The following is a 13,683-nucleotide window of genomic DNA, read 5'->3' as shown; positions in this document are numbered from 1 at the left end:
CGGGATACCGATCGGGGCGCCCCGCGTCCCCGCTGAGCCCGTGAACCGCTTCGCACCGCACCGGACCCGACCGGCTACCGCCGGGGGCCACTTGGAAACCGACCGGATACCGCCACGACCGATCCGGAAACCAATCGGCCCGGCTCCGAGCCCGATCAGTCCGGCGCAAAACCGGGCGCCCGCAGGCCGGGAGGCACCGCACGGCCCGGGCGGCAACCGATTGGCTACCGGCGGGGCTCGATCAGGCCCGACTCGTAGGCGAAGACGACCAGCTGGGCCCGGTCGCGCGCGCCCAGCTTCGTCATCGCGCGGCTCACGTGGGTCTTGGCCGTGGCCGGGCTGATCACCATGTCGGCGGCGATCTCGTCGTTCGACAGCCCGCGCGCGGCCAGCGCCACCACCTCGCGCTCCCGGTTGGTCAGCAGTTCCAGGGCGGTGCCCAGCGAGCCGCGCGGCGGGCGGCTGACGAACTCACCGATCAAGCGCTGCGTGATCGCGGGGGAGAGCAGGGCGTCGCCGCGGGCCGCCACCCGTACGCCGTGGATCAGGTCGGCGGGTTCGGTGTCCTTGACCAGGAAGCCGCTCGCCCCGGCCCGCAGCGCCGCGTAGACGTACTCATCCAGCCCGTAGTTCGTCAGCATCACCACCCGCACCGCTGACAACTGCGGGTCGGAGGCGATGCGGCGGGTCGCCTCGATGCCGTCCAGCACCGGCATCTGAATGTCGATGAGCGCGACGTCGGGATTGTGCTCGAAGGCGAGGGCAACCGCTTCGCTACCGTTCGCGCCCTCGGCGACCACCTCGATGTCGTCCTCGGCGCGCAACAGCGCCCGGAACCCGGCCCGGATCAGGGCCTGGTCGTCGGCGAGCAGCACCCGGATCATGCCGGCTCCACGTGCAGGGCGAGTGGCAGCCGGGCGTGCACACGGAAGCCGCCCTCGTCGCCCGGTCCGGTGTGGAGGGTGCCGCCCAAGGCGGTGACGCGCTCCCGCATGCCGGTCAGCCCGACCCCGGGGGCGGTGCCGTGCTCCTGGGGCCCGTGACCGTCGTCCTCGACGCGTACGGTCAATTGGTCCTGGTCGTAGGAGAGCGTGACCGACGCGCTGACCTCGGGCCCCGCGTGCCGGGTGATGTTGGTGAGGGCCTCCTGGATGATCCGGTACGCGGTGCGGTCGACCGGGGCGGGCAGCGCGCGCGGCTCGCCGTCGACGTCCATCCGCACCGGCAGACCGGCCCGCCGCGCGCCGTCCACGAGGCGCTCCACCAGGGCGAGCCCGCTGCCGATGTCGTCGTCGCGCAGCAGCTCCAGCGTCGCCCGCAGCTCGCGCATCGCGTCGCCGCTGGCCTCCTGGATCGCGAGCAGCGCTTCCGGCACCGGCTCGTCGCGCTTGCGGGTCAGGTGGATCGCCACGCCCGCCTGCACTTTGATGATCGAGATGCTGTGGGTCAGCGAGTCGTGCAGCTCGCGCGCGATGCGCAGGCGTTCCTCGTCGGCCCGGCGGCGGGCAGTCTCCTCCCGCGTACGCTCGGCTTCGTCTGCTCGACGCTCGACCTGCTCCAGGTAGGCCTGGTTTTTGCGGACCAGCTCGCCGGCCACGACCGCGGCGAGCAACCAGCCGATCAGCAGGGTCCATCGTTGCGTCGTCTCCGGCGAGAACACCTGCGTGCCGAGGCCGCCCACGACGGTCACCGCGATCGCCGCGCCCGCGATGAGGCGATGGCCGGCCCGGACCACCGTGTAGATCGCGAAGAGCTGCGGGAGCAGCGGGCCGATGCCCGGGTAGCCGGGCGCCGCGTAGGCGAGCATGCCGGCGCTCGTGAGGATCAGCACCGGGATCGGCCAGCGGGTGACGACCGCGGTGGCGGCGGAACTGATGATCAGGATCGCGTACCCGGCGAAGTCCATCGCGCGCTCACCAGGGGGCGCGGTCGCGGCGCCGGCCACCACGACGATGGCGAGCACGGCGGCCGCCAACGGGTCACGCCACGCCGGAGGAGCCATGCCGGGAACGGTAATCGACGGACGCCTCTTCCGTCATCGCCTCCTGGTCGTAGTGGCGGCGTACGACCAGGGTTGTAGCGATACTTCGGAGGGCTCGGATCCAAGAGTCATCCCTGGCCGGATGCCCGTGCCCCGGCCGGAGCGCGAAGGTGACGGGCATGTCCAGATCCTGGCCCCGGTTGCTCACCCGCGGCACCACGGCGGTGCTCGCGGTCCAAGTCCTCCTCCAGCCGGTCCTGGCCGGCGGCTTCCTCAGCGGGCACTACGACCTGCTCCGGATGCACATGATCAACGGAATGACGATGATCGTGGTCGCTCTCGTGCAAGGCGTCGCCGCGGTGTTCCTCTATCGCGCCGGTGCACCCCGATCGGTGCTGACGCACGGGTTCATGGTGCCGCTCGCGATCGCGGCGACGGCGGTGCTCGGCGAGTTTCGCCTGCTCATCCTGCACGTGCCGATCGGCGTGCTGATGGTGATCGGCATCCTGCAGATGGCTTCCGAGGTCTGGCGTAAGGAGAAGACCCCGCAGGTCGAGGCGCGCAAGGAAGAGGTGCCGGTATGAAGCGCCGCAGCATCCTGCGGGTGGGTGGGGCGGCGGTCGCGCTGGGCGCGGGCATTCCGCTCGGTGCCCGGCTGCTCGCTCCGGCACAACCTGGGCGGCTGCTGCGCAGCACGGCCCCCGCACCCCCGCGTTTTCGCACGCCGCTGCCGATTCCTCCGGTGCTTTCCCCGGTACGCGTCGACGCCTCCACCGACCACTACGAGATCACTCAGCGGCCGGCCCTGCTCGAGATCCTTCCCGGGCTGCGGACGGCGGCCTGGACGTACGGCGGGAGCTTCCCCGGTCCGACGATCGTCTCGCACTCCGGTCGGAGGACGGTCGTACGACATCGCAACGAGCTGCCCTACCCCGTGGTCGTACACCTGCACGGCGGGCACACGCCGGCGGCCAGCGACGGGTACCCGATGGACATGGTGATGCCGCGGATGCCGGGGATGGATCACGCGCGCGACTACGAGTATCCGATGAACCAGCGGGCCGCGACGCTCTGGTACCACGACCACTCGATGGGGCGTACGGGAGGGAATGTCTGGCGGGGTTTGGCAGGCTTTCATCTGGTGCGTGACGACGAGGAAGAGGCGTTGCCACTGCCCACGGGTGATCGCGACATCCCGTTGATGATCACCGATCGATCGTTCGGCGAGGATGGCTCGATGGCGTATCCGGACATGCACGACGGCTTCATGAACGGGGTGCTGGGTGACGTCATCCTGGTCAACGGCGCGCCGTGGCCGGTGCTGCGCGTGGATCCGGTGCGGTATCGGTTGCGGCTGCTCAACGCGTCGAACGCCCGGCGGTATCGGCTGCGGCTCGATCCGCAACCGTCCGGGGGTGGAGCTCTGGTGCAGATCGGCAGCGACGGCGGGCTGCTGGAGCGGCCGGTGGCGCACGATGTGCTGGAAGTGGCGCCCGCGGAACGGTTCGACGTGGTGGTCGACTTCGGGCGGTATCGACCGGGGACACGGGTGCGGCTGGTCAACACGTTGGGTGACGGTGGTGCCGGGGATGTCATGCGGTTCGATGTTCTTGGCGGCGCCATGAAGGACGAATCGGTTGTTCCGGCGCGGCTGAGTGATGGAGTGCCGCGGCTTGATCCGGGACGTGCGGCGCGAACCCGGACGTTTCTGTTCAGCCAGTCGCGCGACGGGAACTGGACGATCAACGATCAGTCGTATCGGCCCGGGCGGGCGCTGGCCCGGCCCCGGCTGGGTGAGGTGGAGATCTGGCGGTTCATCACCGACTTCCATCACCCGGTTCACGTGCATCTCGACCCGTTCCAAGTCCTGTCGCGCAACACCGGCGGGCCGGGCGCTTACGACGCCGGATGGAAGGACACAGTGGACGTACGCCCGTCCGAGGCGATCGCCGTGGCGACGAGGTTCACCGACTACGCCGGCTCCTACCTGCTGCACTGCCACAACCTCGAACACGAGGACATGGCGATGATGGCCGACTTCGTCACGGCATGATTTCCCGTACGACCGTGGTCGTACAAAAAGATGCGCCCCTGCTCCGATGCGGCCGCGGTCCGCCCCGCGCCACCATGTCCCGCATGACATTCCGATTCGCAGTCGTCGCAGGAAGGGCGTCCTCGGGCGCCGAGTGGACCGCCACCGCCCGCCGGGCCGAGGAGCTGGGCTATGACACGTTGCTGACCCCTGACACGCTGAATACCTACGCGCCGTTCCCCGCACTTGCCGCGGCGGCGGCCGTGACCACGCGACTGCGCGTCGGGACGTACGTGCTGAGCGCCCCCAACCGCCCGCCCGGCCTCGTGGCGTACGAGACGGAGAGTCTGCAGCAGCTCAGCGACGGGCGTTTCGAGCTCGGCATCGGCGGTGGCCGTCCCGGTGCCGAGCGTGACGCGGAAGCGCTGGGCAGTGCGTTCGGCAGTCCCGCCGAGCGGCTGGCGCTGGTCGAGCGGCTGATCGAGCTGGTGCGGGCCAATGAACATCCGCCGCGGGTGCTGGTCGCGGCGAGCAAGCCCCGGATGCTGCGCCTGGCGGCACGGCTGGCCGACACGATCGCGCTGGGCCTGCCGCCGGCCGCGACCGAGGAGGAGCTCGCGCGTACGGTGTCGGACCTGCGTGAGTTCGCGGGTGACCGATTCGACGAGCTCGAGCTCAAGACGAACATCGCCGGCATCGCGCCCAGCCCGTCCGAGCTGCCGCCGTGGCTGTCCCGGCTCACCGGGGGCGGCGACCCGGCAGCGATGGCAGAGTCCGGCAGTCTGGTGTTCCTGACCGGCTCGGCGGAGCAGATCGCCGACCTGCTCCGCCATCGCCGGGAGAAATACGCCGTGTCCTACATCGGCATGAACGCCATGTTCATGGAGGAGTTCGCCCCCGTGATCAAGCTGCTCAGGAGTGCGTGACGACCAGGCTGTAGAACTTCACCTTCGCGCCGTTGCTGGTGCTGTCCGAGGACGACTGGTTGTACGAGCCGGCCTTGAAGTACTGCCGGTACGGGTTGAACGAGGACGGGATCGTATAGGTCGTCTTGCTCCCGTTCACCGTCAGGTTGATCTTGTTGCCCGTGACGTTGATGACGTACGTCCAATGTGTACCCAGCGGCTCGTTGCCCACCAGGTGCAGGGTCTGCCCGCCGTCCGGCGAGTTCTCCGTGCCGAGGTAGATGTCGCCGTTCGGGCGGTAGTAGAGCTCGAGCAGCGGCTTGGTGGACGATCCGCCGGAGCCGAGGTGCACCTGGCCGACGCAGACGTTCTTGGTGACCTGGGGGATGCGCAGTTCTGCGCTCATCGTGTGGTTGCCGGCGAAAGTCCAGTCGGCGGTCGAGCCGTTCGTGTTCATCTCGCGTAGTTCGGAGCGGGCGTAGTTGGAGTTCGGGGTCGTGACGCCCTTCTCGGGCGCCCAGAACGTCATCGAGCCGTCGGTCTTGTCGGTCCAGAAGTAGGCGGGATTGCTATAGCCGTTCGCGCCTTTGAGCTGGGCGGGCTGAATCGTGTCCGGCCTGCCCGGCGAGCCGGTGGGGAGTTGGAGCTGCCAGATCGACAGGTTGAAGTTGCCGCCTGGGGGAAGGGACGGGTCGAGCGCGGCGGCTGCATTGGTGTTGGGGGCGTTGGGGATGGTTGTGGCGCCGGCGCTGGGGACGCCTGCGACGCCGAGTGCTCCGGCGGCCGCGGCGGTGAGCGTCGCCGCGAGCAGTGTCTTCCTCTTCATCGATAGACCTCGAGCCATCGGGGAAATTGGCAAGGAGGTTTACAGTAACGTGTAGGGATCCATGATCGTCGTATCAAATAACTTAAATATCTTTAAATCCCCGTACGGCCCAGGCGCCGGCCGTCAGCGCGATGACGTTCGGGCCCAGCCGGGTGGCGAGTGCCTGGCGGATCGCCTCGCGGCGGTCCGGGGGCTGGGCCGCCAAGTAGGCGGGTGCCGGGCCCTGGCCGCCCAGGAACGGGTGCCAGAAGTCGTCGAAGCTTCGGAACACGGTGGGGATCTCGATCTTTGTGGTCGTCACGCGACGGAGTCCGGCGGCCATCCACGCTTCGGCCAGTGCGGGCGCGTGGCAGATCGGGAAGCGGCGGCCTTCGTCGAGGGCCTCGGCTGCCGGATCGAGGTCGGCCGCCACGTCCCAGAAGTGGCGGATCATCTGCATGCCCTCCGCGTAATCCCAGACGTACGCCGCGACGACCGCGCCGGGGCGGGCCACCCGGGCGAACTCGGCAACCGCCGCCTCGGGCCGCGGGACGAAGTTCAGGGCAAGGCCGCTGACAACGGCGTCGAACACCCGGTCCGCAAACGGGAGCGCGGCGGCATCCCCGGCGACGCGGTTAACTCGCGCTGCGGGGTCGTCCGTGGCCGGTGGAGCTGGCGCGGGGCCGTCCGTGACCGGTGCAGCTGGCGCGGGGTCGTCCGTGACCGATGGAACTGGCACGGTGTCAGCTGCGACCTGCGGTCCTGGCGTGGCGTCGGCCGCGGCCCGCGAAGCTGGCGCGGTGGGCGCGGTGCTGGGCGCGGGTGGCCGCGCGCGCAGGAAGCGCAACGACGGGTCCAGGCCGACTACCACGCCGGCGTGGGGGATGGCGGCGGTCAGGGCGCCTGTGCCGCAGCCGGCGTCCAGCCAGCGGCGGCCGTCGGGGACGTCCAACCAACGCACGAACCGGGCCGCCACCTGCCTGCTCCAGCGGCCGACGAAGGCCTCGTAGGCCGCGCCGTCCGCCCACACGTCGCGGTTCCGCTCGCGCGGGGTGGCGGGTGGCGGGGTCTCGCCCTGGTCGGTCATTCGGTCAGCGTTGCAGATATGTCGATGTTCGGCAGCCTCCCCGGTGGGTGATCGTGGGAAGCTTCGTCGATGGAAGAGGTCACCGTCGCCGTGCGCGGCATCCGGCTGAACGTCCTTGTTGGTGGGCCCGGCGATGGCCGGGCCGTGCTGCTCATACACGGCAACTGCTCGTCGGCGGCGTTCTGGGAGCCGCTCGTCCGGCACCTGCCGCCGGATCTCCGGATCGTCGCGCCCGACCTGCGGGGGTACGGAAACAGTGAGGCCGCTCCGGTGGACGCGACCCGCGGGCTGCGGGACTTCGCCGACGACGTGGCGGCGCTGCTTGATGACCGGGCGCTGTTCCCGGGCGGCGGGGCGGTGACGGTGGCGGCGCACTCGATGGGCTGTGGCGTGGCCATGCAGCTGCTCGTCGACCACCCGGCCCGGGTCTCGGGACTGCTTCTGGAGGCGCCGCTCAGCCCGTACGGCTTCGGTGGCACCAAAGGGTTGGACGGCACCCCGACCGCGCCGGATTTCGCGGGGACGGGCGGGGGCACGGTCAACCCGGACTTCGTGCGGCGGATCCGGGAGCGGGATCGCGGGACGGACGAGCCGGTCAGCCCGCTCAACGTGCTGCGCACCGCGTACGTCGCCGACCCCGCCACCTTGGGCGACGACGAGCAGGCGCTGCTCGACACGATGCTGTCCACGGCGGTCGGCGACGACAACTATCCGGGCGACAGCAAACCCAGCGACAACTGGCCGGGGGTGGCGCCCGGCGACCGTGGCGTCGCGAACGCCATGGCGCCCAACCACTTCCGCCTGGCCGAGGACCTGCTGAAGGTGCCGGGTAAGCCGCCGATCGTGTGGGTGCGCGGCGACCGGGACGTCATCGTTTCGGACACGTCCCTGTTCGACATGGCCTACCTGGGGCAGCTCGGTGCGGTGCCGGGATGGCCGGGCGCCGACGTGTGCCCGCCGCAACCGATGATCGGTCAGACGCGCGCGGTCCTCGAGCGGTACGGCGCGTACCGGGAACTGGTTTTAGCCGGTTGTGGCCACTCGCCGCACGTGGAACGCCCGGCCGTGGTGGCCGACGAGCTGCTGAAACTGGTTTAGACCTGGCGGTCGCGGCCGGCCGCCATGCCGGCCGCGATCTGCGGCAGCATCAGCAGGACCATGAGCCCCAGCGGTGCTCGCCAGCCGTCCGTGCCGTCGTGCAACGCGCCGATCAGGATCGGGCCGGGGATCGCGACCAGGTAGCCCACGCCCTGCGCGAACGCGGACAGCCGCACCACCCGGGCCGGGTTGCTGCCGCGCAGGCCGATCATGGTGAGGACCAGCGGGAACGCGGTGTTGACGACGCCCAGCAGGATCGCCCAGAGCCACGGCGCGGCGGCCGGATCCCACCACAGGCCGCCGTAGCCGGCGATGCCGAACAGGCCGAGGATCAGCGCGATCATGCTCTGACTGCGCATCCGGCCGGCCAGCCAGGACAGGCCGAGACCGAGCGGCACGCCCAGGAACGAGGTGGTCGCGAACAACAGACCGGCCTGTTCGGCCGAGATGCCGGCGTCCCGGTAGATCTGCGGGAGCCAGCCGATGATCACGTACGCGGAGGTCGACTGCATCCCGAAATAGATGGCGAGCGCCCATGCGACCGGGTGCCGGCTCATGCGTACGAAATCGGCGCCGTTGACCTCGGGGTTGGGGGTGTGCGCGGGGCGGGAGAGCGGCAGCCAGGCCGGGATCGCCAGCACCGCCACCAGCGCCCAGCAGGCCAGACCTAATCGCCAGTCGTCGCCGAACGACGCGGTCAGCGGGACGGTGGTGGCGGCGGCGACGGTCGCGCCCACGTTCAGAGCCACCGTGTAGAAGCCGGTCACGGTGCCGACCTGGGTCGGGAAATGCTCCTTGACCACCATCGGGAGCAGCACGTTGACCACCGCGATCCCGGCCAGCGCGACCACGCTGAGCAGCAGGAAGAGGGCGGTTCCGGGGACGTACGGGCGGACGGCCAGCCCGATGGTCAGCGTCGCCAGCCCGGCCAGGATGACGCGAGGGGCGCCGAAGCTGCGCGCGAGCCGGGGCGAGATCAGGCCGAACGACGCGAAGCAGATCGCCGGCACCGAGGTGAGGATCCCGGCGACCGTCGAGCTCATCCCGAGACCCTCGCGGATCTCGGTCAGCACCGGACCGATGCTCGTCACCGCGAGCCGCAGGTTCACCGCCGCCAGCAAGAGCGCGACCAGCACCATCATGCGGCCGCGCGTCGAGGAGGTCAGCTCCTGCTCGGTTGTCACCACTTACACATCATTGACGAACGCGAGCGTCAGCGCCGAGCCGGGGCGGCTTCCTGCTCCTTCTCGATCTGCTCGTTCCACTCGCGCTTGGACGACTGCCAGCCGTCCTCGTTCAAGCCGCGACGCCAGTAGCCGGAGATCGACAACTGGTCGCGCGGGATGGCCAGGTCGTTGCGCAGGAAGCCGCGCAGGTTCTTCACGAAATTCGCCTCGCCGTGCACGAACGCCTGCATGCGGCCGCCGGGGAAGGCCATGCCGCGCACCGCGTCGATCAACGCGGCGCCGACCGGGCGGTCGCCGCGATGCAGCCAGGTGATCTCGGCGTCCGGCGGGCAGTCCAGCTTTTGCTCCTCGTCCGGTCCCGCCACCTCGATGTACGCCTTGACGGGCGCCCCCGCGGGCATCCGTTCGAGCGCCGTGGCGATGGCCGGGAGAGCCGCCTCGTCACCGGCCAGCAGGTGCCAGTCCGAGGCCGGCTCGGGGGCGTAGTTGCCGCCCGGGCCCATGAAGCGGAAGCGGTCGCCGGGCCGCGCGTTCGCCGCCCAGGGGCCGGCCACGCCCTCGTCGCCGTGCACCACGAAGTCCAGCCACATCTCGGGGACCTCCGGGAGCCAGCGGCGGACCGTGTACGTGCGTACGACCGGCCACTGCTCCGGCGGCAGCGTCTCCCGGATCCGGCCCAGGTCGAACGGCTCCGGGTAGCTCTGGTCCGGGCGGGGTGCGAAGAGCGCCTTGATGTAGTGGTCGGTGTAGGCGCCGCACTCGATACGGCGCAGCGCGTCGCCCGTGATCACCACTCGGACCATGTGCGGGGTGAGTGCTTCCACCCTGGTCACGACCGCTTCGGTGATGGGGCGAGCCGGCCTGTTCGGCATGCTTGACCTACTTCCCTCGTACCCGCCTTGGCTCTTGTTTCTGCCGTGTTGCTTTTGGCAAGGCTATCCTCACCTTGCGGGTAGTCGATCTGTGGGCCTTGTCGCAGAAAAAGACGGCCCGCGTTTCCGCGGGCCGTCTCCTTGATCAGTACCGGCTGATTACTCCCACGAGGCGCCGCCGGGGCGGCGGCGCTTGGTGAAGACCATCAGCAGCAGGCCGCCCAGGACCAGGACCACCGCGCCGCCGGCGAAGGCGAGCGTGTTCTGGCCGGTCAGGGCGAGGGCGCCGCTGTCCTTCTTGCCGTGCGCGGCCTGAACCGCGTCGACCTGCTCGTTGACCGGGGCCTTGTTGCCGGAGTTGAACTGGCCGTCCTCGTTCGAGTAGGTGATGTCGGCGGCCTCGCTGCTCTTGCTGGGCTGCGCCTTCTTGGTGGGCTCGGTGGTGCTTTCCTCGTCGTTGCCGCTGTTGTCGCTGGTCGCGGCGTTGTCATTGTCGTTGCTGTTGTTGTCGTTGCCGGTCGTGGCCGCTCGGGTCGAGTTCTGCGGCTTCGGACTGGCCGGCTTGGTGGTCTTGGTCGGCTTGGTGGTCGGGTCCGGGGTGAAGTCGTCCTTCGTCGTGGGCTGGGTGGCGGTGCCACCCTGCGGCGGCTTCGTGGTGGCGTTGCCACCGCCCTGCGGCGGGGCCGTGGTCGGAGGCTTGGTGGCGCCGGTGTTCCCGTTGCCGGTGTTGCCGCCGGTGTTACCACCCGTGTTGCCGCCACCGTTGTTGCCGCCGGTGTTCCCGTTGCCGTTTTCGCCGGTCTGGCCACCGTTGTCACCGTTGCCGGTGCCACCGTTACCGGTGTCGCCGTCGCCGTTGTCCCCGTTACCGCCGCCGTTGTCGGCGTCGCCGACGGTGATCCGGACCGCGTCCAGGGCAGGCGTCTGGTTGGCGCGCTCCATCATCGGAATACGGTGCGACCCGTCACCGGCCCACGACGCGCACTGCGCGATGCCCGCGGTCGGCAGGCCCGGCACCGCGATCGACACCTCGTCCGGCGTCGCGCTGCCCTTGCTGTCCTCGGTGGCCACGAAGAACGCGGGCACCGGCGCCGGGTCGGGCGCCTCGTCCGTCGAGCCGAGCATCCGGCACGCGGTGTGGAAGTGACCGCGGACGATGCCGTCCTTCAGGACCGAGCTCTCCACGTAGTACCCGCCCTTGCCGGCCGCGAGGAACCGGTCCCGGATCAGGTTGCGGGTGCTGACCTTCAGCGTGAACGGCGTGTTCACCGCGACGTTCTCGGGCGCGTCGGTGATCAGCAGCGTCGGGTTGTTCGCCGCGACGCCGACCTCACCGAACTCGGTGGAGACACAGCGGTTGCCGACCTGGAACCCGTCGTGCGGGGGAAGCTGGCTGTCGACGCAGGTGTCCGTCAGGATGACCTGCCCATTGACGACCTTGCCCGCGCCGCTTCCTTCGGGCTGGTCGTTCTCGGCAGCGTTGGAGATCGTCGTGAAGGCCACGACGGCTCCCAATGCCGTGATCACGGCGCCGACCGCGAGGAGCCGGCGACTCCCGCTTCTCGGCGCGGCAGCACGGCGGTAAGCCGACCTACGCATGCGCGATACCTCTTCTTCCGCAATCCGACCGGCCGCGATTCCAACCGGCCCCCAGACGGTAAGAGGCACCCTTAGAAATTGCAATTCAAGTTGGAGAATTGATGCTTTCTTGACCCTGGCTTAAGGAAAAAATATGTAATCGCCGCCGAACCCCGGACATCCTCCGTTCGGCCGATGTCCCCGGTTCACCAAGATCTCAAAAACTTCCTCTGACCTGCAAACCTTCACGTACGCCAATGGTAGCGTAGCGCGCTCGGGCGCTAGCGTACCGTCACCGGCGCGAGCGACTTCCGATTGCCGTAGAAATGTAAATCATGAACCTGCCGGCGACCCTCAAAACACGCTGAGAAATTGCTTGGGCACATTTCTCGGCGCGTTTCGTCAGGTGGCCGGCCAGAGACCGCGCTGGAGGTACACGTCGCGAAGGACGTCGATGCGGTCGGTCATGATGCCGTCCACGCCCAGGTCGAGCAGGCGGTTGATCTCGGCCGGCTCGTCGATCGTCCAGACGTGCACCGCGAGCCCCATCGCGTGCGCCTTGCGCAGCAGCGAACGGTTCACCAGACGGATGCGGCCGTAGTCGACCGGGATCTGAACGGCCACCACGGACGGGTGCAGCCGTAGCGGTAATCGCGCCCACGACGTCAGCCGCAACGCGGCCACCGATCGCATGCCCATCGAGGTGGCCACGTCGGGGCCGGCCAGCGCGCGGACCGCGTCCAGGCGGGCGTCGCTGAACGAGGCCAGCAGCACCCGCGGCACGGCCGACGTGCTGCGCACCGCGGCGACCGTCGGGGCGGCCGCAGCCGCGGCCTTCACGTCGATGTTGAAGCGGATCTCCGGCCAGGCGTCCAGGGTCTCGTCCAGGCGGGGGATCGCGGCCGCCCCGCCGACCCGCAGCGTGCTCAGGTCCGCCCAGGTCAACGAGCCGATGCGGCCCGCCACACCGGTCAGGCGCAGCAACGTCTCGTCGTGGAAGACCACCGGCACGCCGTCGGCCGTCGCGTGCACGTCCGTCTCCACGTAGCGGTAGCCGAGCTTCACCGCGCGCTCGAAAGCGGCAGCGGTGTTCTCGTCGCCGGTCGCCGCGCCGCCGCGGTGCGCGAAGGCCAGCGGCTGCGGCGCGTCCAGAAACGGATGCGTAGGCACGGTGAAGATCGTACGCAGGGCGGCGCCGTCACCCGATCGCGCTGTTCGATCCCCGGAGATTCGAATCCCCGTGAGCATTTGAGGTAAATAGTCGAGACTCGCTCACGCGGCTCTGCGCGCTGCCCTACGTTAAGCGTCGTCCAACTGGGGCAAATCATCCGAATTGGAGCGCAGAACTGTGTTTTCCTCACGTTCCTCGCGGGTCGCCCGCGGTGGGCTGATCGCCGCCTTCGCGTTGTCGATCGCAGCCGCCACGGTGCCCGCCGGCGCGTTCGCCGCCGACGACGAACCACTGATCGATTACCACAACTTCGCAGGTGCGTCCAAGTCGCTGGAGCGCAACGGCACCGCCGACATCATCACGTCGTCCGGCCGCGTGCACCAGCGCATCCTGCGGCTCACCGCGGGCGGCTACCGGCAGTCCGGATCGGCCTGGTCGAACCAGAAGGTCGATCTTCGCGAGTCGTTCGAGACCGAGTTCAAGGCGTACCTGCACCACGGCAAGCCGGGTGCGGACGGCATCGCGTTCGTGGTGCAGACGCAGGGTGCCCGCGCGCTCGGCGGCTGGGGCGGCGGCATCGGCTACCGCTTCATCAAGCCGAGCGTCGCGGTCGAGTTCGACACCTTCCAGAACACCCCGGACCCGAGCAGCAACCACCTCGCCGTGGTGATGAACGGCGACCCGGACGTGCACACCGCCGTCTCCGAGGCGCCGATCCCGCTGTACGGCAAGCCGTTCACCGCGAAGGTCACCTACGACGCCGCCAGCCACAACTTGAAGGTGTACGTCAAGTCGCTGCACCGCGGCGACACCGAGCAGCTGCTGCTCGAGCACACCGTCGATCTCACCGACGCGGTCGGCGACGCGGCCTGGGTCGGCTTCACGGCCGCGACCGGCACCGCGCTGTCGAAGCAGGACATCTACTCCTGGACCCTCGACGGATCCGGCGTCTGAGCAACTCCACCCG

The 13,683-nt window shown here is 69.5% G+C and carries 12 protein-coding genes and 1 pseudogene; 5 read left to right on the top strand and 8 right to left on the bottom strand.

What is annotated here, in order from left to right; all coding sequences use genetic code 11:
* Positions 1–224: 224 nt before the first annotated feature.
* Both HH310_RS18940 and HH310_RS18935 read right to left on the bottom strand, forming a co-directional pair.
* Positions 225–884, bottom strand: coding sequence for a response regulator transcription factor (locus tag HH310_RS18940; RefSeq protein WP_169176901.1), 660 nt, complete (start codon positions 882–884; stop codon positions 225–227).
* Entirely contained in the window at positions 881–2,002 is a 1,122-nt protein-coding gene (locus HH310_RS18935) for a sensor histidine kinase (protein ID WP_169176900.1), read from the bottom strand. The genes HH310_RS18940 and HH310_RS18935 overlap by 4 nt, the downstream gene beginning before the upstream one ends.
* 158 nt (positions 2,003–2,160) lie before the next feature.
* Between HH310_RS18935 and HH310_RS18930 the strand changes: the two genes are divergently transcribed.
* From HH310_RS18930 to HH310_RS18920, 3 genes are all read left to right on the top strand, one after another.
* Complete coding sequence (locus tag HH310_RS18930) at positions 2,161–2,565, top strand: hypothetical protein (protein ID WP_169176899.1); 405 nt, start codon at positions 2,161–2,163, stop codon at positions 2,563–2,565.
* The gene (locus HH310_RS18925; protein ID WP_169176898.1) at positions 2,562–4,034 is read left to right on the top strand and encodes a multicopper oxidase family protein; all 1,473 of its coding nucleotides are present in this window, start codon (positions 2,562–2,564) and stop codon (positions 4,032–4,034) included. The genes HH310_RS18930 and HH310_RS18925 overlap by 4 nt, the downstream gene beginning before the upstream one ends.
* A gap of 83 nt (positions 4,035–4,117) precedes the next feature.
* Positions 4,118–4,939: an LLM class flavin-dependent oxidoreductase gene (locus HH310_RS18920; RefSeq protein ID WP_169176897.1), complete on the top strand. Its 822-nt coding sequence runs from the start codon at positions 4,118–4,120 to the stop codon at positions 4,937–4,939.
* Here the strand turns inward: HH310_RS18920 and HH310_RS18915 are convergent.
* On the bottom strand, positions 4,926–5,744 hold the full coding sequence (locus tag HH310_RS18915; RefSeq protein ID WP_169176896.1) for a polysaccharide lyase family 7 protein: 819 nt from the start codon (positions 5,742–5,744) through the stop codon (positions 4,926–4,928). The two genes, HH310_RS18920 and HH310_RS18915, sit on opposite strands and share 14 nt — an antisense overlap.
* Positions 5,745–5,826: 82 nt before the next feature.
* The gene (locus tag HH310_RS18910) at positions 5,827–6,810 is read right to left on the bottom strand and encodes a class I SAM-dependent methyltransferase (RefSeq protein ID WP_248294140.1); all 984 of its coding nucleotides are present in this window, start codon (positions 6,808–6,810) and stop codon (positions 5,827–5,829) included.
* A gap of 69 nt (positions 6,811–6,879) precedes the next feature.
* On the opposite strand from HH310_RS18910, the gene HH310_RS18905 reads away from it, so the two are divergent.
* Complete coding sequence (locus HH310_RS18905) at positions 6,880–7,908, top strand: alpha/beta fold hydrolase (RefSeq protein WP_169176895.1); 1,029 nt, start codon at positions 6,880–6,882, stop codon at positions 7,906–7,908.
* On the opposite strand, the gene HH310_RS18900 is transcribed toward HH310_RS18905, so the two are convergent.
* The 4 genes and pseudogenes from HH310_RS18900 to HH310_RS18885 form a co-directional block, all read right to left on the bottom strand.
* On the bottom strand, positions 7,905–9,092 hold the full coding sequence (locus HH310_RS18900; RefSeq protein ID WP_312034205.1) for an MFS transporter: 1,188 nt from the start codon (positions 9,090–9,092) through the stop codon (positions 7,905–7,907). The genes HH310_RS18905 and HH310_RS18900 overlap by 4 nt on opposite strands.
* Before the next feature lie 29 nt (positions 9,093–9,121).
* Positions 9,122–9,967 carry a siderophore-interacting protein gene (locus tag HH310_RS18895; RefSeq protein WP_169176894.1) on the bottom strand — a complete coding sequence of 282 codons (846 nt, stop codon included), beginning with the start codon at positions 9,965–9,967 and terminating at the stop codon, positions 9,122–9,124.
* A gap of 891 nt (positions 9,968–10,858) precedes the next feature.
* A pseudogene (locus HH310_RS45815) lies at positions 10,859–11,428 on the bottom strand (hypothetical protein); the annotation flags it as partial.
* Positions 11,429–11,947: 519 nt separating this feature from the next.
* Positions 11,948–12,724 (bottom strand): glycerophosphodiester phosphodiesterase, encoded by a 777-nt coding sequence (locus HH310_RS18885; RefSeq protein ID WP_396027529.1) that lies wholly within the window; start codon positions 12,722–12,724, stop codon positions 11,948–11,950.
* A gap of 169 nt (positions 12,725–12,893) precedes the next feature.
* Here HH310_RS18885 and HH310_RS18880 point away from each other — a divergent pair, with 169 nt between their 5' ends.
* A complete protein-coding gene (locus HH310_RS18880) occupies positions 12,894–13,670 on the top strand; it encodes an L-type lectin-domain containing protein (RefSeq protein WP_169176891.1) in 777 nt (258 codons plus the stop codon).
* The last annotated feature ends 13 nt before the right edge of the window (positions 13,671–13,683 follow it).

Source organism: Actinoplanes sp. TBRC 11911 (assembly GCF_012933445.1).
Classification (GTDB): domain Bacteria; phylum Actinomycetota; class Actinomycetes; order Mycobacteriales; family Micromonosporaceae; genus Actinoplanes.
This window is presented reverse-complemented; position numbering and strand designations above follow the sequence as displayed.

Excerpts from the sequence above, each read along its gene's own strand:
- HH310_RS18940 (WP_169176901.1), bottom strand. The coding sequence starts at position 884 with ATGATCCGGGTGCTGCTCGCCGACGACCAGGCCCTGATCCGGGCCGGG.
- HH310_RS18910 (WP_248294140.1), bottom strand. The coding sequence starts at position 6,810 with ATGACCGACCAGGGCGAGACCCCGCCACCCGCCACCCCGCGCGAGCGG.
- HH310_RS18895 (WP_169176894.1), bottom strand. The coding sequence starts at position 9,967 with ATGCCGAACAGGCCGGCTCGCCCCATCACCGAAGCGGTCGTGACCAGG.
- HH310_RS18930 (WP_169176899.1), top strand. The coding sequence starts at position 2,161 with ATGTCCAGATCCTGGCCCCGGTTGCTCACCCGCGGCACCACGGCGGTG.
- HH310_RS18905 (WP_169176895.1), top strand. The coding sequence starts at position 6,880 with ATGGAAGAGGTCACCGTCGCCGTGCGCGGCATCCGGCTGAACGTCCTT.
- HH310_RS18925 (WP_169176898.1), top strand. The coding sequence starts at position 2,562 with ATGAAGCGCCGCAGCATCCTGCGGGTGGGTGGGGCGGCGGTCGCGCTG.
- HH310_RS18920 (WP_169176897.1), top strand. The coding sequence starts at position 4,118 with ATGACATTCCGATTCGCAGTCGTCGCAGGAAGGGCGTCCTCGGGCGCC.
- HH310_RS18915 (WP_169176896.1), bottom strand. The coding sequence starts at position 5,744 with ATGAAGAGGAAGACACTGCTCGCGGCGACGCTCACCGCCGCGGCCGCC.
- HH310_RS18935 (WP_169176900.1), bottom strand. The coding sequence starts at position 2,002 with ATGGCTCCTCCGGCGTGGCGTGACCCGTTGGCGGCCGCCGTGCTCGCC.